The following is an 18,798-nucleotide window of genomic DNA, read 5'->3' on the forward strand; positions in this document are numbered from 1 at the left end:
ACGTCGTCGCGTGGTGCCTCCACGACCAACGATCACCGAGGGGGACGTATTCCGCCGCCGTACCGCGGGGCCGCTCAGCCGTAGAGTGCGTCCACCTCGGCCGCGTACGCCGCCTCGATCGCCTTCCGCTTCAGCTTCAGCGACGGGGTCAGCAGCCCGTGCTCCTCACTGAACGGATGCGCCAGTATGCGGAACGTACGGATGGATTCAGCCTGCGACACCAGGGTGTTGGCGGCCACCACCGCCCGCCGGATCTCCATCTCCAGGTCAGGGTCGCGCACCAGGTCGGCCGGGGCCAGCGGAGCCATGTCGCGCATCGCCAGCCAGTGGTCGACCGCCTCCTGGTCCACGGTGACCAGCGCCGCGATGTACGGCCGGTCGTTGCCGACCACGATGCACTGCGACACGAGGGGGTGCGCCCGCACCCGCTCCTCCAGCCCCACGGGCGACACGCTCTTGCCGCCCGAGGTCACCAGGATCTCCTTCTTGCGGCCGGTGATCGTCAGATATCCGTCGGCGTCCAGCGAACCGAGGTCGCCGGTGGCCAGCCAGCGGTCGTGCAGCACGGCGTCCGACGCCTTGCGGTCGTTGAGGTAGCCCGAGAAGACCTGCCCGCCGCGCACCCATATCTCGCCGTCCTCGGCGATGTGGATCGTCGTCCCCGGGATCGGCTGGCCGACGGTGCCGTACTTGGTGCGTTCCGGAGGGTTCGCCGTGGCGGCTGCCGTCGACTCCGTCAGCCCGTAGCCCTCGAAGATGGTGACGCCCGCGCCCTCGAAGAAGAGACCGAGCCTGCGGTCCATTCCGGAACCGCCGGACATCGCGTGCCGCATCCGGCCGCCCATGGCCTCGCGGACCTTGTGGTACACGACCTTCTCGAAGAACTGGTGCTGCACCCGGAGGGCCGCGGACGGCCCGGGGCCGAGCCCGAACGCGCGGTGCTCCTTGGCCTCCGCGTACCTCACCGCCACGTCGACGGCCTTGTCGAACGGCCCGTCCTTGCCGTCCGCCTCCGCCCTGCGGCGGGCGGCGTTGAAGACCTTCTCGAAGATGTACGGGACGGCCAGAACGAACGTCGGACGGAACGCCGCCAGATCGGCGATCAGCGCCGTCGCCTGCAACGCCGGCTGGTGGCCCAGCTTGACCCGGCCCCGCACGGCCGCGACCTCCACCATGCGTCCGAAGACGTGCGCGAGCGGGAGGAAGAGCAGGGTCGCCGGCTCGTCGCCCGGCTTCGAGTGGAAGACGGGCTCCCAGCGCCCGATGAGGGTGTCGGTCTCGTACATGAAGTTGGCGTGGGTGAGCACGCACCCCTTGGGGCGGCCGGTCGTACCCGATGTGTAGATCACCGTGGCGACGGACTCCGGCGTGACGGCGCGCCGGTGCCTGTGCACCACGTCCTCGTCGATGTGCGCACCGTCCGCGATGAGCTCGGCGACGGCTCCCTTGTCGAGCTGCCACAGCTTCCTCAGGTTCGGCAACCGGTCGATGACCGAGCCGATCGTCATCGCGTGGTCCTCGTGCTCGACCATGCAGGCCGACACCTCGGCGTCGTGCAGCATCCAGAAGACCTGCTCGGCCGACGACGTGGGGTAGACGGGCACGGGCTGCGCGCCCACCGTCCACAGGGCGAAGTCGAAGAGCGTCCACTCGTAGCGGGTACGACACATGATCGCGACCCGGTCGCCGAACCGCACGCCGTGGGCCAGCAGGCCCTTCGCCAGGGCCAGCACCTCGTCCCGGAACCCCGCCGAGGTGATATCGCGCCAGTTGCCGCCTTCGTCCTTGCGGCCGAGGGCGACCCGGTTCGGGTCCGTGCGGGCGTGGTCGAACACGGCATCCGCAAGCCCGCCCGCGGGGGGTGGCGTCGCCAGGGGTGGAACCGTGAACTCACGCAATGACCTGCTCCTTGTGGCGCTCCGCACAGCGCCGGTGACGGTACCCCACCCGGCTCCCGTGCGGGAGGGGCCTCGGTAAGTCGGTACATTTCGCATCGATGCTGGTCAGCCAGCTACATCCAGCCAACAGGGCCGGCTTTGAACGGAGTTCTGGCCTTCGGGCGAGCGGTCCCTGGGAGAATCTGCACCGAATCCCTACGCCGTCGACACGGTGTCGCCCGTCAGCGCGAGCGGTCTGCGGTGCGGTGCAGCCGGTCGCCACCCGCGAGGATCGCCGACGCCAGCGCCTCCGACGCCTCGAGGGTGCCGCGCGGCACCCCGACCCGGTGGCCGTGGAGCAGGACGAAGTCCACCGCACCCAGGTCGGGCAGGCCCGAGCGTGCGGCCACGGGGACGAGTCCCGGGGGGATCAGCCCGCGGGTGTGGGCCATGACGCCGAGCCCGGCCCGAGCGGCGGCGATCAGCGCACTCAAGCTCGTGCTCGTACAGGCGACGCGCCACGGCATGCCGGCCCCCTCCAGGGCCGAGAGGGCGCGGGCGCGGGTGATGCCCGGGGGAGGGAAGGCGATCAGCGGGACCGGCCGGTCCGGGTCGAGACGCAGCCGAGGGGCGCCGATCCAGGTCAGCACGTCCTGCCAGACGAGCTCGCCGCGGCTGCCTCCCGCGGGCCGCTTGGCGAGGACGAGGTCGAGACGGCCGGCCTCCAGGTGCTCGTGCAGGGTGCCGGACAGTTCGACCGTCAGCTCCAGGTCGACCTCGGGGTGGTCGCGGCGGAACGATTCCAGGATCTCCGGGAGCCGGGTGAGCACGAAGTCCTCCGAGGCCCCGAACCGGAGGCGGCCGCGCAGCCGGGTCCCCGCGAAGAACGCGGCTGCCCGCTCGTTCGCCTCCAGGATCGTCGCGGCGAAGCCCAGCATGGCTTCGCCGTCCTCGGTCAGCTCCACGCTGTGGGTGTCGCGGGTGAACAGCTGCCGCCCCGCCGCCTTCTCCAGCCGCCGGACGTGCTGGCTGACCGTGGACTGCCGGACGCCGAGCCGGCGTGCCGCCTGCGTGAAGCTCAGTGTCTGGGAAACCGCGAGGAAGGTCCGCAACTGGCCGGGCTCGTACATGGACCCAAGCTATCGCGATTCATGATGGCAGTCAGAGCGGTGTACGGGATTCACGATCGCCCTGTCCGCGGTGACGATGGAGCCCACGAACCGGTTTCGAGAGCACGCGTGGAGCGCATGATCCGCAGAATCACCCGCCGGCCGCCCCTGAGACTGCCCGTGGACCCATTCGTCCCGGCCCTCCTCGGGACGGTGCTCCTCGCCGTGCTGCTTCCGGTGTCCGGGTGGGCCGCCGCGGTTGCCGACGGGGCGACCACGACGGCGATCGGCCTGCTCTTCTTCCTCTACGGGGCGCGGTTGTCCACGCGGGAGGCGATGGACGGGCTACGGCACTGGCGGCTGCACCTGACCGTGCTCGGCGCCACGTTCGTGGTGTTCCCGCTGCTCGGCCTGGCGGCGAGGGGGCTCGTCCCGTACGTCCTGACGCCACCGCTCTACAGCGGTCTGCTGTTCCTCTGCCTGGTGCCGTCGACGGTCCAGTCGTCCATCGCCTTCACCTCGATCGCCCGCGGCAACGTACCGGCGGCGATCTGCGCCGGCTCCTTCTCCAGCCTCGCCGGGATCGTCCTCACTCCGCTGCTGGCCGGCGTCCTCCTCCGAGCCGACGGCGGCGCCCCGACGGACGGGCTGCCGAAGATCGTGCTGCAGCTCCTGGTGCCCTTCCTGGCCGGGCAGGTCTCGCGCCGCTGGACCGGCGGCTTCCTCACCCACCACAGGAAGCTGCTCGGCCGCGTGGACCGGGGCTCGATCCTCCTCGTCGTCTACACGGCCTTCAGCGCGGGCGTGGTGACCGGGGCCTGGCACCGGGTCACACCGGCACGGCTGGGCGCGCTGCTGCTGGTCGAGGTGGTGCTCCTCGCCGTGATGCTGACCCTCACCTGGTACCTGCCCGGGCGGCTGGGTTTCAGCCGGGCCGACCGCATCGCGATCCAGTTCGCCGGGTCCAAGAAGAGCCTCGCCGCCGGGCTGCCGATGGCGAGCGTCCTGTTCGGCGCCCAGGCGAGCCTCGCCGTGGTGCCGCTCATGTTGTTCCACCAGATCCAGTTGATGGTGTGCGCGGTGATCGCCCGACGGCGGGCCGAGGATCCACGACCGTCCGCGGATCCGGCCGTGCCGAGCTCCGCGCGCGAGGCCGTGCGGAGCTGAACCCACGGTGGGCGAGTCGCACCACGACCCCGAATGACCCGCCGTGCCGGGGTGATCGTCCGGGCGGGTAGCGTGCGATCATGCCCGTACCCGTTGATACCCGCACCTCCGGAAGGGGCCGTACGGCGCCCGACGGGGCTGCCCCCCGCGGCCCCGTGCCGTCGCGTGCGTCCCGGAGCCCCGGCGCCCGCTCCGCATCCGCCGTCCCCCGGGGTGCCGCCGCGTGAGCCCCACCTGGATCCGCCCCGGGGCGATGCGCCCCTGCACCCTCGTCGTCTGCCGGGGTTGCTGTTGCGGGGACGCCCGGAAGAACCCGGGCCCCGACCACACGGGGCAACTCGCCCGGCTGCGCGCCGCGGCCGAGGCGTCCGGCGGCCGGATCGCGGTGCGCACCAGCGACTGCCTGGGCCCGTGCGGGCAGGCGAACGTCATCGTGGTGCAGCCCTCCACCGAAGCCCGGCGGCGTGGTGCCAGGGCGGTATGGATCGGGTTCGCCCTGGACGACGACGCCACCGACGAGGTGCTCGCGTGGGCCGAGGCCGGAGGGCCGGGGGTGGCGGAGCCGTCGCCGACGCTCTCGCTCCAGCTGATCCCGCCACCCCCACGGGCGGGCGCCATCCGCTGACCTCGAGCCCCGGGCCCGCCGTTGTGGGCAACGCCCGCCGACCGCACCCGTCCGCACCGGACGGGACTTCTGCGGCGGCCCGGTGCCGGACGGATGCGGCGGCCGTCACACCTGCGAGTGCAGGACGATGCGTTCCTCGCCGGCGTACACGTTCATGTCCTGGCCCCGCAGGAACCCGACCAGGGTCAGACCGGTCTCCGCTGCGAGGTCCACCGCCAGCGACGACGGGGCGGACACGGCCGCCAACACGGGGATCCCGGCCATGACGGCCTTCTGCGCCAGCTCGAACGAGGCGCGACCCGACACCAGGAGGACCGCCCGTGACAGTGGCAGCAGGTCCTCGCGCACCGCCCGGCCGACCAGCTTGTCGACCGCGTTGTGGCGCCCCACGTCCTCCCGGACGTCCAGGAGCTCCCCGTCTTCGGAGAAGAGTGCTGCGGCGTGCAGCCCGCCGGTGCGGTCGAACACCCGCTGGGCCGCCCGCAACCGGTCGGGCAGGTGCGACAGCAGTTCCGGCGACACCAGTACCGGCGGATCGTCGGCGATGGGGTGGCGGGACCGGGTCCGTACGGCGTCCAGGCTGGCCTTGCCGCACAGGCCGCAGGACGACGACGTGTACACGTGCCGCTCCAGCGTGATCTCCGGCACCGGTACGTCCGGTGCCAGCTGCACGTCGACCACGTTGTAGGTGTTGGAGCCGTCCTGTATGGCGCCCGCGCAGTACACGATCGACCGAAGATCCGCCCCCGAGGCGATCACGCCCTCGCTCACCAGGAACCCCGCAGCGAGCGCGAAGTCGTCGCCGGGCGTTCGCATGGTGACCGCGAGCGGACGGCCGTTGAGCCGGATCTCCAGGGGCTCCTCGGCGACCAGCGTGTCGGGCCGCGCGGACACGGCGCCGCCCCTCACCCGGATGGTGCGGCGGCGCTCGGTGACCCGTCCCATGCTGATCAGTCCGATCTTTGACGTGTTACATGCCGGCGCATGCGGGACCTCCCCGGTGGACCGGAGCTGTCCCCGACGCGGCGCATGCGCTCCCATTGTCCTGCACGACGTGTCCTGCACGACCGGGAGAAGCCGAACGGCCGGCCGCATCGCCGTGACCGGGTCCGAGCACGGCGGGGCACAGCCCGGGGCAGCCCGCACGGACTTGCCGCCGGCCCCCCGTGTGGCAGCGTGGACGGCGACATCCCGCCGTACGACAGGAGCCAGCGATGGCCGGGGAGATCTCCTTTTTCGAACTGGGCGTCGACGACGCGACGAAGGCCCGTGCCTTCTACGGCAGCCTCTTCGGCTGGACCTTCGACGAGGTGCCGTCGGGAACCGGCTTCTCGATCACCACCCGCACCGTCCCCGGTGGCGTGCACGGCGCCGACGCAGAGGCCGGCCCCTACGTCTTCTTCCGGGTCGACGACCTCGACGCTGCGCTCGTCCGGGTGGTGGAACTGGGCGGCACGGTCGAGGGCCCGGACCGGGAAAGCCCGGACAGCGTCAAGCGGTTCGGGCGATTCCGCTTCTGCCGTGACGACCAGGGGTCGCCCTTCGGGGTGCACCAGCCTCCGGCGCGCTGACGGAGTCTCCAATACCCGTCGGTGAATCCTGTCGGATCACCTGCCCGGTTACCCGTCGGTTGGTCACCAGACTGGATGGCTCCTGACGTCGACAGCAGCAGAGGGGCATCCCCGGGCATGACAGGCACGCGCATCGCCGCCCTCGGGCACTACCAGCCGGCCAGGGTTCTCACCAACGACGACCTCGCCGCGCTCGTCGACACCAGCGACGAGTGGATCACCAGTCGGGTGGGTATCAGGACCCGTCACGTCGCGGGTCCCGACGAGCCGGTCGACGAGCTCGCCGCCCACGCCGCGGCCAAGGCCCTCGCCGCGGCCGGGCTCGACCCCGCCGACATCGACCTGGTCCTCGTCGCCACCTCCACGGCGACCGACCGCTCCCCGAACACGGCGGCCCGCGTCGCAGCCAGGCTCGGCATGCCCCGTCCCGCCGTCATGGACCTCAACGTGGTCTGTGCGGGCTTCACCCATGCCCTCGCCACCGCGGACCACGCCGTCCGCGCGGGCTCCGCCACCCGCGCCCTGGTCATCGGCGCCGACAAGATGTCCGACGTCACCGACTGGACCGACCGCACCACCTGCGTCCTGGTCGGCGACGGCGCGGGCGCCGCAGTGGTCGAGGCATGCGACGACGACCTCGCCGGGATCGGGCCGGTGCTCTGGGGCTCGGTCCCCGAGATGGGGCACGCGGTGCGGATCGAGGGCACTCCCGCCCGCTTCGCCCAGGAGGGGCAGTCCGTCTACCGGTGGGCCACCACCCAGCTGCCCCCGATCGCCCGCAGTGTGTGCGACCGGGCGGGGGTGGCCCCGGAAGAGCTCGCCGCCGTCGTCCTCCACCAGGCGAACCTGCGGATCATCGAACCCGTCGCGCGGCGGATCGGCGCGGTGAACGCCGTGGTGGCCCGCGACGTCGTCACCTCGGGCAACACCTCTGCGGCCTCGATCCCGATGGCCCTGTCGAAACTGCTGGAGCGCGGTGAGCTGGCGTCCTGCGCCCCGGCCCTGCTCTTCGGCTTCGGCGGCAACCTCTCGTACGCGGGCCAGGTCGTCCGCTGCCCCTGAGCGCACCGGCCCACGCGGTGGTGCTGGAGGTGCGCGTCCGTACGGCCCTGACGCATCCTTGCTATGTGACCTGGTACGGCGCGGCCAGGCCCGGTCCGCAGCGCGGGAGCGGGCCACAGCACGGGTCGAGCGACAGCGCCGTCCACGACCTGGACGAGTTCGGCCTGGTGCTCGCAGAAGCCGCAGTGAACGCGGTCGGCGCAGTGGGCGGGTACGTCGGAGCGGTGTACCTGCGCTCCGAGGCCACGGGCCTGTTGCGCCTGGCCGTCCTCCTCGGCCTGCCCGCCGAGCTGTTCCGCCCCTGGTGGCGCATGCACGTGAACCGGCCCTTCCCGGTGGCCGAGTGCTACCGCCGCTCCGAGCCGATCCACCTCGCCGACGGGGAGGAGGCCATGCGCCGCTTCCCGCAGCTGATGGCCGGCCTGCCGTTCCCGTTCGGCTCCCTGTACGTGCCCGTCAAGAGCGGCACCGAACGCTTCGGGGTGCTCGTAGCGGTACGCCCCGCCACCCCGGGCCTCGCGGTCGACGAGGCGGACCGCGGCCGCATGGACGACGCCGGCCGGCGCCTCGGAGCCGCCCTGTCCGAGCTGCAGCGGGGCGGCACCCAGGTGCTGTGGGACCGCGAACCGGTGGTCGTCCAATCCGCCGAGTCCGCCGTGCGGCCCGTACGGATCGGCACCTTCGACTGGGACGTGGGCACCGGCGCCCTGACCGCAGACGAAGAACTCTGCGCGATCCTCGACATCGACCCGGCCCGCTTCCCCGGCACAGCCGAGGCGCTCACCGCCAAGGTGGCACCCGAGGACGCCTACCAGCTGTGGGCCGTCGTCCGCGAAGCCGCCCGGGACGGCCGGCCGGTCGTCCGCCGGCTGCGGCTCCAGCGCGCCACGGGGCCGCCGTCCCTGGTGGAACTCGCGGGCCGCCCCGTCCACCCGTCCGACGGGATCGGGTCGCGCCGGATCGCCGGTTCGCTCATCGACCTGGGCGCCGGTGCGATGCTCTCGGAGGCCGGCGACCGGTTGCCCGACGGGGTCTTCGGGCTCGACCGTGCCGCACGGATCACCTACGTCAACCGAAGGGCCGAGGAACTGCTCGGGTACGCGCGCGCCGATCTGGCCGGACGGGTTCTCTGGGAGGCGGTGCCCTGGTTCGACCGCCCCGGATTCGAGGACTACTACCGGGCGGCGCTGCTTTCGCACGACCCGGTCCACTTCCAGGTCCACCGCGGGCAGCAGGACTGGCTCTCGGTGTGCCTCTACCCGGGCCACCACGGAATCACCGGAACCCTCGACGTCGCCGACCGGCCCGACTACCCGGCCGGTCCCCTCCAACGACCGCGCCCGGGTCTCGGCACCTTCGCCTCGCCCGTCGACCGGGCCACCGCCCTCTACCGGCCGGTCGCCCTCGCCATCGCCCTCACCGAGGCCGTCACCGCCCGCCAGGTGTCGGCGGTCGTCACCGAAGAGCTGCTGCCCGCCTTCGGCGGACGCCAGCTCGCCATCTACGTCCTGCACGAACGCCACCTGTACCTGGCGTGGGAGACCGGCTTCCCCGCCGGTTTCCTCGAACCCTTCGACGGGGTCGGCCTCGACGCCCGACTGCCCGGTGTGGAGACCCTCACCACCGGCCGCCCCATCTTCTTCGAGTCCATGGAGCAACTGGCTTCCGCGTATCCCGGGATCCCGCTCGACGCGTCCGTGGGCGCCCGGGCGTTCCTCCCGCTGATCGCGTCCGGTCGCCCCGTGGGCTCCTGCATCCTCGGCTTCGACCAGCCCCGCGGCTTCGCCCCCGAGGAACGCACCGTTCTCACCGCCCTCGCCGGGCTCATCGCGCAGGCTCTCGAACGCGCCCAACGCTACGACACCGAATCCGCTCTCGCCCGCGGCCTCCAGGACGCCCTCCTGCCGCACCGGCTGCCGTCGATCGCCAATGTCGAGACCGTCGGCCGCTACCTCCCCGGCACCCAGGGCCTGGACATCGGTGGTGACTGGTACGACGTCATCGAGACCGACCAGGGCATCGCCCTTGTCGTCGGGGACGTCCAGGGCCACGGTGTCTCCGCGGCAGCCACGATGGGCCAACTACGCAGCGCGGTGAGGGCCTTCGCGCTCGCCGGGCTGGGACCCGACGCCGTTATCCGCGGCACCAACCGGCTGCTCATCGACCTCGACCCCGGACAGTTCGCCACCTGCCTCTACGTCAGGCTGGACCCGGTGACCGGAGCCGCCCAGGCCGTGCGTGCCGGGCACCCGCAGCCCCTGCTGCGCAGACGGGACGGCCGCACGGAGGTGCTGGACCTCCCCGGCGGTGTGGTCCTCGGCGTCGACGCCGAGGAGACCTATCCGGTCAGTGAACTGACCCTCGAACACGGGGCGGTGCTCGCCCTCTACACCGACGGACTGATCGAGGACCCGGGCACCGACATCGACGTCGGGGTCGAGCAACTGCGCTCCACGCTTGCCCGGGTCAGCGGGATCTCCATCGCCGACACCGCCGATCGCCTGATGCGTGAGGCACGACACGCCACCGACCGTCCCGACGACATCGCCCTCCTGCTCACCGTGCGGTGGCCGCAGTCGCTCGGTGACCGCACCCTGGCCGGGCCGGGCCGGTGAGTGCCGCCGTCGTCGCGTGCTCAAGCAACCGGCCCCGCACGCGCGACGTGGTGGGCCGGCGGCGACGTCGGCTCCGAGCGTCGCGGACGTTCGCCGAGCGGCGGCCGCGGCGACCGCCTCCCTCCTGAACCGTCTCCGCTTCCGCGGCGCCGGTCGGCCGAAGGCGCCGGACTGAGGGGCGGGGCCGTCGGGTGCCGTGTACGGGACCGCGGGACCGGGCGCCGTGCGATCCGCCGGCGCGCTCCCCGTCAGGCGGCGTTGCCCCGCACCACACGGCCTCACTCGTGCTCGTGCCTCGTGCCTCGTGCCCCGTGCCGACGGGCCGAGGCGCATCGCCATGTGTCCGACATATTGCCTAGACTTGTCCTAGGAGTCCGGGTGATGGACGCCTGGTGGTGCCGTGCGGAGCGACTCTTCACCAGGCGAGCCGCCACGTCCCCGGTGGACGACTCTCTTTGACTGCCCACGGCAACGGGAACCTCACGAGGAGTGGTCATGGGTGCGAACGGCGAATCAGCGGACCAGGCTGCGCGGAAGTTCCAGAAGGCGCAGGAGCTGGAGACGGCGGCGGATCACGAAACGGATCCGGAAGAGCGCCGGAGGTTGCTGGACCAGGCACGCAAACTCATGGAGCAGAGTACGCGGCGGCAGGGAGGCGAGGACCGCGGTCCCGAGTGAGCGGGGTGGCCGGTGACGACGGGGACCCGAGGAGCACTTGGGCGGCGTGCTCCGGTTCGTCGACCGCGTGCCCCGTCGGCACGGACCGGCGTTACCGACGGCACCGGCCACCACACCCGGCGGTGCAGTGGAACCGGCCTTCACCACGGGCGAGGCCACCGGACACCCCCGGCCCCATCGCCGGTGGTCCGGGGCGGCCGGGGGAGGAAGCCGCTGGTGCGCGCCGCGTAGGCAGCGTATCCGGGGCGGTCGGCCATGTGCTTCTCCAGGAGCCGCTTGCCGCTGCCGACCGTGAGGAGCAGGGTCATCACGACGGGGGACACGAGACTCAGCAGGGCAGTGGGCCACGAGGTGCAGGCCATCAGGTAGAGGCCCCACCACACCAGGCAGTCGCCGAAGTAGTTGGGGTGCCGGGTCCACGCCCAGAGGCCGCGGTCCATGATGTGGCCCCGGTTGGCCGGGTCGGCCGTGAAGCGGGCGAGCTGGTGGTCACCCACCGCCTCGAAGGTGACGCCCGCCGCCCAGCAGAGGACGCCGATGACGGCGAGCAGGCCGACGGGCTCGCGGGCGTACGAGGCGACCTGCACCGGCAGGGACACCAGCCACACCAGGGCCGCCTGGAGCAGGTACACCGTTCGCAGGGCGTACAGGGTGCGACTGCCGCGCGCCTTGTCCAGCAGTGAGGTGTAGCGGGGATCCTCGCCACGGCCGTGTCCCCGGCGGGCGATGTGCACGGCCAGTCGCGAGCCCCACACGGCGGTCGCGACCGCGACGAGGAGGCGCCGGCCACCGTCCCCGTATCCGGCGGACAGCACCCAGGTGGTGGCGGCGACGGCGGTGAAGGCCACGCCCCAGGCGACGTCGACGATCCGGTGCAGTTTGCGCCACAGGGCGATCAGGAACGTCACGAGCATGACGGTGAGCGCCGCGACGGCGGCCGCGGCGAGATTGGCCCACAAGGCGCTCCAGTCGGTTCCGTCCACGGTCTCACCGACTCCTCGTACGGCAGGGCACTCGGCCGCCCCGGGCACCGGGCCGCCCGGAGGACGTTCCGGTGGGGACGCGGTGGCAGCGCACTGCAAGGGGCTCTGCGGAGGGTGGCGTCACCGGTGCGCCTCCTTCATGAGGATCTGGCGGACGTCGAGTCGGTGAGCGCGGAAACCCGCCTCGGAGTAGGCCAGGTAGAGCTCCCACATGCGCTGGAAGGTGGTGTCGAACCCCAGGCCGGTCACGAGGTCGGTGTGGGCGATGAAGCGTTCCCGCCAGAGGTGCAGTGTCTGTGCGTAGTGGTCCCCGTACCCGAGGTCGGAGACGATGCGCAGGCCGGCGCTCTCCGCATGGTCCTCCAGGGCCCGGCGGGAGGGGATCAGGCCCCCGGGGAAGACGTACTTGCTGATCCAGGTATGGGTGGCGGCCGTGTTCAGCATCTGCTGGTGGTCCATGGTGATGGCCTGCAGGGCGATGCGGCCGCCGGGAGCGAGGGCGTCGCGCAGGGCGGTGAAGTACACGGACCAGTACTCCGCGCCGACAGCCTCGATCATCTCGACACTGACGACCGCGTCGTAACGGCCCGTCGCATCGCGGTAGTCGCAGAGCCGCACGTCGACCCGGTCGGCGAGTCCGGCGGCCCGGATGCGGCGCCGGGCGAGCTCCGCCTGTTGTGCGGAAAGGGTCAGCGTTGTCACCTCTGCGCCGCGGGCCGCGGCGCGCAGGGCCAGTTCGCCCCAGCCGGTACCGATCTCCAGCAGGCGGGTTCCCTCCCCGGCCCGGACGAGGTCGAGGAGGCGGTCGATCTTCCGGTGCTGGGCGGCTGCCAGGGCGTCCCACGAGGCGGGGATCACATCGAAGACGGCCGACGAGTAGGTGAGGGTCTCGTCCAGGAACGTGGCGAAGAGGTCGTTGGACAGGTCGTAGTGGCGGTGGATGTTCCGGCGGGCGCCCGTGGGGGTGTTGCGCTGTCCGGCCGGCCGGGCGTGCGTCCACAGCGGGCGCAGCCGCTGGAACGGCGCGGGCACCAGTTCCCCGACGTGGGAGGCCAGCACCGTCAGAACGGCGGGGAGGTCGTCGCAGTCCCACTCCCCGGCCATGTAGGACTCGCCGAACCCGATCAGTCCGTCGGCCCCGACGCGCCGGAAGAAGGCGTCGGGTGCATGGAGGGTGAGCAACGGGCCGTGCCCCGTGGGCGCTCCGTCTGCGTAGCCGACCCTCAACGGAAGCCGGTCCAGGGCCCGGCGCAACAGGAGGCGGGCGGCGGCGGTGCGCACGGGGCGTGCGACGGGCCGCCGGGCGACGTCCGGCCAGCGGGCCGCGTCGACCACGTGGCCCGACGGCTCGGGTGGCGCGGGCGTTGCGTCGGTGGTTGAGCGGACGGAGACGGTCACGGGGTCATGCCTTTCTGCGGAGTGTGGGGCGGGCGGGGTTCGACGGGAAGTCCGCGCAACAGCAGGTGGATTCCGTGGCGGCGGATGCCCGCCCACACCGCGGCAGTCGACCAGGGACGCCGGCCGGCGGCGCGCAGGAGTTCCCGTGTGGTGGCGGGCCGGTGCCGGCCATGGACCGTGGCGGTGAAGGGACGACCGTTGCCGAGCTCGAACTGCACGGTGACGTCGAGGCGTTCGCGGGGAAGCGGTACCCGCATGCGGTAGTGGCCCGCGACGGGGAAGAACGGCGAGACATAGAAGTCCTTGGCCGTTTCCGCCACTCCCGTGGCGTCGGTACGCAGCAGATAGCAGTGCCGTTGCCCGTAGGTGTTGTGGACCTCGGCCACGACGCACACCAGACGTCCGGCCGGGTCGTGGCACCAGAAGAGAGTGAGGGGGTTGAAGACGAAGCCGAGGACGCGGGCGTGGGCCAGCATCAGGACCCGGCCTCCTGCGAGGTCGACGCCCTGTGCCGCCAGGAAGGCATCGAGGCCGGCCCGGATGCTGGCGGCTCGTCCGGTGAAGTGGTCCCGGGCGTCGAACCGGGCGAGCGCCCGCAGGGGCAGGGGAAGCAGGGGCGGCTCGTCGACGTCGGTCAGCCACAGGTACGTGCGGTGGCGGAAGGCATGGCGCAACGGGGCGGTGCGTGCGTGGGCAACCACGCACTCGTACAGTGCCGGAGCGTCGCCGGACCGTGCCGCCCGGGGCGGGTGGGCGCTCACCACTCGGCTCCGAGGGCCCGGGCGGCGGCCACGCCGGAGCGGCAGCCGTCCTCGTGGAAACCCCATCCGTGCCAGGCTCCGGCGAACGCCGTCACCGACGTGTTCAGACGGGGGAGTAGGCGTTGGGCGGCGACCGATTCAGTGGTGTAGACGGGGTGTTCGTACACCATCCGCGCCGCCACCTTGCCGGGGTCGACCCGGCCGTCGGCGTTCAGGGTCACCAGGTACTCCGCGCCGGCGGGAAGCCGCTGCAGGCGTCCCAGGTCGTAGCTGACGTGAACCGCTTCGGGCAGTGCGCGGCAGCCGGGCAGGCGGTAGTTCCACGAGGCGCGGGCGCGCCGTGACCGCGGCAGCACGCTCGAGTCGGTGTGGAGCACGGTGGGGTTGCGCTCGTACCGGAACGCTCCGAGCAGCCGCCGCTCGTCGGACGTGGCGTCGGCGAGCAGGCGCAGCGCCTGGTCGGGGTGGGTGGCGATCACCACCGCGTCGTACTCCTCGGCGCCGCCCGCCGCGGTGACGACGGCCCCCCGTCCGCTGCGGCTGATGCCGTGGACCGGGCTGCCGGTGCGCACCCGCTGCACCTGTTTGGCGACGGCTTCGACATAGGTGGCGGAGCCGCCGGCGACGGTCTTCCACTGCGGGGATCCGGTGACCGAGAGCAGGCCGTGGTGCTCCAGGAACGTGAAGAGGTGCGCCGCGGGGTACGCCAGAGCGGTCCCGGCCGGGCATGACCACACCGAGGAGACCAAGGGGATCACGAAATGGCCGACGAAGTAGGGGGAGAATCCACCGCCGGCAAGGAAGTCGCCGAGGGTCACCGCGTAGGACGGTGGGTCGGTCAGTAGACGGCGGGCTCGCCGGTGGAAGGCCGGCACCTCGGCGAGCAGCCGCAGGAAGCGCCCGCGGAAGGAGGCCGGCCCCGTGAACAGGCCTCCCGGCCCGCGGGCACCGGCGTACTCGAGGCCACAACCGTCGCACCGGACCGACATGCTCATCTCCGCGTCCTGGGTGGCGATCCCGAGCTCCCGGAACAGGCGGAGCAGCCAGGGGTAGGTGCGCTCGTTGTGCACGATGAACCCTGAGTCCACGGACACCGTGCCGCCGCCCGGTGCCGGCAGCTCGTGCGTGTGTGCGTGGCCGCCGAGCCGGTCGTCGCCCTCGTAGAGCGTGACGTCGTTCGACTTGGCCAGGACGTAGGCGGCGGTCAGTCCTGCCACGCCCGAGCCGACGACGGCCACGGCGCGATGATCCACAACTTTGCTCCCGCCACTCGACGCACCGCCCGAAGCGGTCCTCTGCCTCTTACTTCGCGGCCGTCGGCGCATTGGATGCGGGGAACTGCACATCCGACCCGGGGAGCTCACGGCCCGCGGCCCGCCGCCGGATACCGCCCGGTCCACCGCGGGTCGCCCCCCATCGGAGCGGATGCCGCTACTCCGCAGCCTCGGGGATCAAGAACGACCAGAAAACGACGTGCACCGCCATAGGAACAATCGTGTACGAGCTGGCTTGAACGATGGAGCCGTCACGTGAGACGCCCGTCGAGTAGCTCACGCTGCGCATCAGAAGTCCTCCTCGGCGACGGTTTCGACACTGCGACCGTCGGCCCGTCCTCGCCGATCGGCTGGAGGTGCTCGCTGTGGAGCCGCGAGGTGCTGGTTCGACACCTCGCCGAGGCCTGCCGGCGCGGGTCTCGGCGAGGTGGGAGTGAACAGCGACCGCGGGCGGAACAGGACACGCAGGACTCCAGGCCGGGGAGGGGACCGGTCCGGTCCGGTGCCGCCACCTCCGAAGCGCGCTCTGGGCCTTGGTGTCCGTCCCGGGTCATCACTGGCAGCAGTCGTTGGCTTCACCACCCAGGTCACTCGTCAGTGGCCCAGAGGTTGGCTGCTGCATGTGACGGATGCACCCCTCGTGCCCAGGCGCCGGGTTGGGCGCCGCCGAAGCTTGAGATGATTCGGCATGTAGGAAATTGAAGAAGTCTTCAATTTGTGGCCATGAGGGCACCGGGGTCATGGGGTGCGGCTACAGCTCTAGTTGGGCTTCGATCCGGCCGAGCTGGTGTCGGGCCATGGCCAGGTTCGACTTGGCCTTGTCCAGAACCAGGTAGAGGAACAGCCCGTTTCCTCCGCGCCCCTTGAGCAATCGGATGAGGTGGTACTGGCTGCCGAGTGTGATCAGTATGTCCACGATCTCGTCGTTGAGCCCGAGGAGCTCCATGGTGCGGACCTTGGAGCGGATCACGTCGGTGTTGCCAGCCGCCGCAACGGTCAGATCAAGATCTTTGCTACCTCCGAGGGTGCCCAGTGCCATGCCGCTGGTGTAGTCAACGAGGGCCGCCCCCAAGCTGCCCTCGATCGAGGTCATGGTCTCCTTCAGGGAGACCTCGATGTTCGCCACTTTGCTCTCCTTCTCGTTGCTGACACTTGCTTGAGGCAAGTTCCGCGACGGAGAGGTTACGTTCCGTGCAAGGCGTGATGGCGAATCCTCTGATTTTGGCAAAAGGTCGCACTCATCGCTGTACGCTGCCCGCCGTCGCCTGGCCGGGTGGCCGGAGCCTCCGGCCGCGGGCGTCCTGGACCTGCGCTCGACTGATGCTCCGTCAGGGCGATGGGAGAGTCTGGGTGCGCCGGCCGTGACGCGGTCATCCCTGCCCCTCGTGGGGCCTTGAGGGTGACTGGCGTGAGCATGGCGTGCTGCGCGGACTGAAGAGGCGCATCGGGGTCTGCGATCTGCGGCTAGCGGACTCCATGAATTGCAAAATTCTGCAATTCATAACATGCTGTGATGGCTGTGTCCGTAGGTAGCCGCGGGCACAGCACAGACGATGCCCCGTCTGCCCGGGGCGTGAGGAGAGGCCCAACCGTGTCGGTACCGCTGTATCAGGCCAAGGCCGATTTCTTCAGGATGCTGGGGCACCCCGTGCGCATCCGGGTGCTGGAGCTGCTGCAGAGTGGGCCGATGCCGGTGCGGGAGCTGCTGGCGGAAATCCAGGTCGAGCCATCGACGCTGTCGCAGCAACTCGCGGTGCTGCGTCGGTCGGGGATCGTGACCTCCAGGCGGGAGGGCGCGACCGTGATGTACGACCTCGCGGGTGGCGACGTCGCCGATTTGATGCGGGCCGCGCGTCGGATTCTGACCGAGCTGCTGGCAGGGCAGAACGAGCTGCTGGTAGAGCTGCGGGAAGCGGAGGTCGCTGCGCGGTGAGCTCCCTGCTTGCCCTGGTTACCGGCCGGGTGCGTTCCCTCTTGCCCGTCCGGGCCGACTTCGCCGTCATGGCGCGCTCCCCGCGCCGCGATCTGGCGGCAGGTCTCACCGTCGCCATCGTGGCGCTGCCGCTGGCTCTGGGGTTCGGCGTGTCCTCCGGGCTCGGGGCGGAGGCCGGGTTGGCGACCGCGGTGGTCGCGGGCGCACTTGCGGCGCTGTTCGGAGGCTCGAACGTTCAGGTGACCGGCCCGACCGGGGCGATGACCGTCGTCTTGGTGCCGATCGTCGCCGAGTACGGCGCCGGTGGGGTGCTGACTGTCGGACTGCTGGCCGGGTTGATGCTGATCGTGCTCGCCCTGCTGCGTGCCGGGAAGTACATGCGCTACGTACCCGCACCGGTGGTGGAGGGCTTCACTCTGGGCATCGCCTGCGTAATCGCCCTCCAGCAGGTCCCGAGTGCGCTCGGTGTGGCCAAGCCCGACGGCGCTCGGGTTCTGGTGGTGGCTTGGCGGGCGGTCCAGGAGTTTGCCGCGTCACCGAACTGGACGGCCGTCGCGCTGGCGACTGGTGTCGCCGTTGCGATGCTTGTCGGTGCGCGGTGGCGGCCTGTGGTTCCGTTTTCGATCGTCGCGGTCAGTGCAGCGACGATTGCCGTGCAACTGTTCCATCTGGATGCGGCCGCGCCGATTGGTGATCTCCCGTCCGGGCTTCCGGCCCCTTCGCTTGGATTCCTCGATCTGTCCACGCTAGGCATGCTGTTGGGCCCGGCGGTGGCGGTGGCGGCGCTGGCCGCGCTGGAGTCGTTGCTGTCGGCCACGGTCGCCGACGGGATGACGGTCGGCCAGCAGCACGATCCGGACAGGGAGCTGTTTGGGCAGGGCGTTGCCAACCTGGCTGTGCCGTTGTTCGGTGGCGTTCCCGCCACGGCCGCCATTGCGCGTACCGCGGTGAACGTCCGTACGGGCGCCGGCTCCAGGCTGGCGGCGCTCACGCACGCCGCCGTCCTCGCCGCGATCGTCTTCGCAGCTGCCCCGCTGGTGTCGAAGATTCCGCTGGCGGCGCTGGCCGGGGTGCTGCTGGCCACCGCGATCCGGATGGTAGAGGTCGGCTCACTGCGGGCGATGGCTCGCGCGACTCGTTCCGACGGGATCGTCTTGGTGTTGACGGCCGTCGCCACGCTCGCGCTCGATCTCGTCTTGGCGGTCATCATCGGGCTGGTCGTGGCCGGGGCGCTGGCGCTGCGTGCGGTGGCTGCACAAGCCCGCATGGACCAAGTGGACTTCCGGCCCGACCTGCCGGGCGAGCACAGCGACGAGGAGCATGCGTTGCTGGCCGAGCACATCGTGGCGTACCGGATCGATGGGCCGTTGTTCTTCGCCGGGGCGCACCGGTTCCTGCTGGAGCTGAGCGAGGTCGCCGATGTCCGCGTGGTGATCGTTCGCATGTCGCGGATCACGACGTTGGACGCCACCGGTGCGCTGGTACTCAAGGACGCGGTCGACATGCTCAACCGGCGTGGCATCGTCGTCATGCTGTCCGGGGTGAAACCGGGGCAGCGACGGGCTCTCGCGTCCGTCGGGGTGTTGGAACGGACGCAGTCGGAGGTGCGGGAGTACGCCACCACACCGGAGGCGATCAGCGCGGCCCGTGCCCATCTGCAGGGTGCCGGAGTCCTGCTGTCCGCACCCGCGCAGTCCGGCGCCCGCGTCACCGAGGAGGCTTCCCGGTGAGCGGCCCCGTCTTGC

Annotated in this window: 16 protein-coding genes; 8 read left to right on the top strand and 8 right to left on the bottom strand. The window is 71.3% G+C overall.

Annotation, left to right across the window (positions count from 1 at the left end):
- Window positions 1-74: 74 nt before the first annotated feature.
- Together ACFXOM_RS19805 and ACFXOM_RS19810 are read right to left on the bottom strand one after the other, a co-directional pair.
- Entirely contained in the window at window positions 75-1,898 is a 1,824-nt protein-coding gene (locus ACFXOM_RS19805) for an AMP-dependent synthetase/ligase (RefSeq protein ID WP_385038630.1), read from the bottom strand.
- A 221-nt stretch (window positions 1,899-2,119) separates the two neighbouring features.
- A complete protein-coding gene (locus ACFXOM_RS19810; protein ID WP_385038632.1) occupies window positions 2,120-3,007 on the bottom strand; it encodes a LysR substrate-binding domain-containing protein in 888 nt (295 codons plus the stop codon).
- 117 nt (window positions 3,008-3,124) lie between these two features.
- On the opposite strand from ACFXOM_RS19810, the gene ACFXOM_RS19815 reads away from it, so the two are divergent.
- Window positions 3,125-4,153 (top strand): bile acid:sodium symporter family protein, encoded by a 1,029-nt coding sequence (locus ACFXOM_RS19815; RefSeq protein ID WP_384930851.1) that lies wholly within the window; start codon window positions 3,125-3,127, stop codon window positions 4,151-4,153.
- 253 nt (window positions 4,154-4,406) lie between these two features.
- Window positions 4,407-4,778 carry a (2Fe-2S) ferredoxin domain-containing protein gene (locus tag ACFXOM_RS19820; RefSeq protein WP_384945882.1) on the top strand — a complete coding sequence of 124 codons (372 nt, stop codon included), beginning with the start codon at window positions 4,407-4,409 and terminating at the stop codon, window positions 4,776-4,778.
- A gap of 105 nt (window positions 4,779-4,883) precedes the next feature.
- Here ACFXOM_RS19820 and fdhD read toward each other — a convergent pair whose 3' ends face one another.
- Entirely contained in the window at window positions 4,884-5,723 is an 840-nt protein-coding gene (gene fdhD / locus ACFXOM_RS19825) for a formate dehydrogenase accessory sulfurtransferase FdhD (RefSeq protein WP_384930849.1), read from the bottom strand.
- A gap of 269 nt (window positions 5,724-5,992) precedes the next feature.
- Between fdhD and ACFXOM_RS19830 the strand changes: the two genes are divergently transcribed.
- From ACFXOM_RS19830 to ACFXOM_RS19845, 4 genes are all read left to right on the top strand, one after another.
- Complete coding sequence (locus tag ACFXOM_RS19830; RefSeq protein ID WP_384930846.1) at window positions 5,993-6,349, top strand: VOC family protein; 357 nt, start codon at window positions 5,993-5,995, stop codon at window positions 6,347-6,349.
- 117 nt (window positions 6,350-6,466) lie between these two features.
- The gene (locus ACFXOM_RS19835) at window positions 6,467-7,411 is read left to right on the top strand and encodes a beta-ketoacyl-ACP synthase III (protein WP_385038634.1); all 945 of its coding nucleotides are present in this window, start codon (window positions 6,467-6,469) and stop codon (window positions 7,409-7,411) included.
- Between the two features lie 65 nt (window positions 7,412-7,476).
- Window positions 7,477-10,026 carry a SpoIIE family protein phosphatase gene (locus tag ACFXOM_RS19840; RefSeq protein ID WP_384945841.1) on the top strand — a complete coding sequence of 850 codons (2,550 nt, stop codon included), beginning with the start codon at window positions 7,477-7,479 and terminating at the stop codon, window positions 10,024-10,026.
- A gap of 495 nt (window positions 10,027-10,521) precedes the next feature.
- Entirely contained in the window at window positions 10,522-10,704 is a 183-nt protein-coding gene (locus ACFXOM_RS19845; protein WP_384930837.1) for a DUF6381 family protein, read from the top strand.
- 140 nt (window positions 10,705-10,844) lie between these two features.
- On the opposite strand, the gene ACFXOM_RS19850 is transcribed toward ACFXOM_RS19845, so the two are convergent.
- From ACFXOM_RS19850 to ACFXOM_RS19870, 5 genes are all read right to left on the bottom strand, one after another.
- Window positions 10,845-11,687, bottom strand: coding sequence for a DUF1295 domain-containing protein (locus ACFXOM_RS19850; RefSeq protein ID WP_384930834.1), 843 nt, complete (start codon window positions 11,685-11,687; stop codon window positions 10,845-10,847).
- Between the two features lie 120 nt (window positions 11,688-11,807).
- On the bottom strand, window positions 11,808-13,085 hold the full coding sequence (locus ACFXOM_RS19855) for a class I SAM-dependent methyltransferase (RefSeq protein ID WP_384930831.1): 1,278 nt from the start codon (window positions 13,083-13,085) through the stop codon (window positions 11,808-11,810).
- Window positions 13,082-13,786, bottom strand: coding sequence for a DUF1365 domain-containing protein (locus ACFXOM_RS19860; RefSeq protein WP_384930828.1), 705 nt, complete (start codon window positions 13,784-13,786; stop codon window positions 13,082-13,084). Before ACFXOM_RS19860 ends, ACFXOM_RS19855 begins: the two co-directional genes overlap by 4 nt.
- Window positions 13,787-13,842: 56 nt before the next feature.
- The gene (locus ACFXOM_RS19865; RefSeq protein ID WP_384930825.1) at window positions 13,843-15,099 is read right to left on the bottom strand and encodes an NAD(P)/FAD-dependent oxidoreductase; all 1,257 of its coding nucleotides are present in this window, start codon (window positions 15,097-15,099) and stop codon (window positions 13,843-13,845) included.
- A gap of 772 nt (window positions 15,100-15,871) precedes the next feature.
- Window positions 15,872-16,246, bottom strand: a complete 375-nt coding sequence (locus ACFXOM_RS19870; RefSeq protein ID WP_384930823.1) for a hypothetical protein — start codon at window positions 16,244-16,246, stop codon at window positions 15,872-15,874.
- 465 nt (window positions 16,247-16,711) lie between these two features.
- On the opposite strand from ACFXOM_RS19870, the gene ACFXOM_RS19875 reads away from it, so the two are divergent.
- Both ACFXOM_RS19875 and ACFXOM_RS19880 read left to right on the top strand, forming a co-directional pair.
- Window positions 16,712-17,053 carry an ArsR/SmtB family transcription factor gene (locus ACFXOM_RS19875; RefSeq protein ID WP_384930820.1) on the top strand — a complete coding sequence of 114 codons (342 nt, stop codon included), beginning with the start codon at window positions 16,712-16,714 and terminating at the stop codon, window positions 17,051-17,053.
- Window positions 17,050-18,783: a SulP family inorganic anion transporter gene (locus ACFXOM_RS19880; RefSeq protein ID WP_385038638.1), complete on the top strand. Its 1,734-nt coding sequence runs from the start codon at window positions 17,050-17,052 to the stop codon at window positions 18,781-18,783. The genes ACFXOM_RS19875 and ACFXOM_RS19880 overlap by 4 nt, the downstream gene beginning before the upstream one ends.
- The last annotated feature ends 15 nt before the right edge of the window (window positions 18,784-18,798 follow it).

Origin of the sequence: Streptomyces sp. NPDC059169, from assembly GCF_042755225.1 — a bacterium.
In the GTDB taxonomy this organism is placed as follows: domain Bacteria; phylum Actinomycetota; class Actinomycetes; order Streptomycetales; family Streptomycetaceae; genus Streptomyces.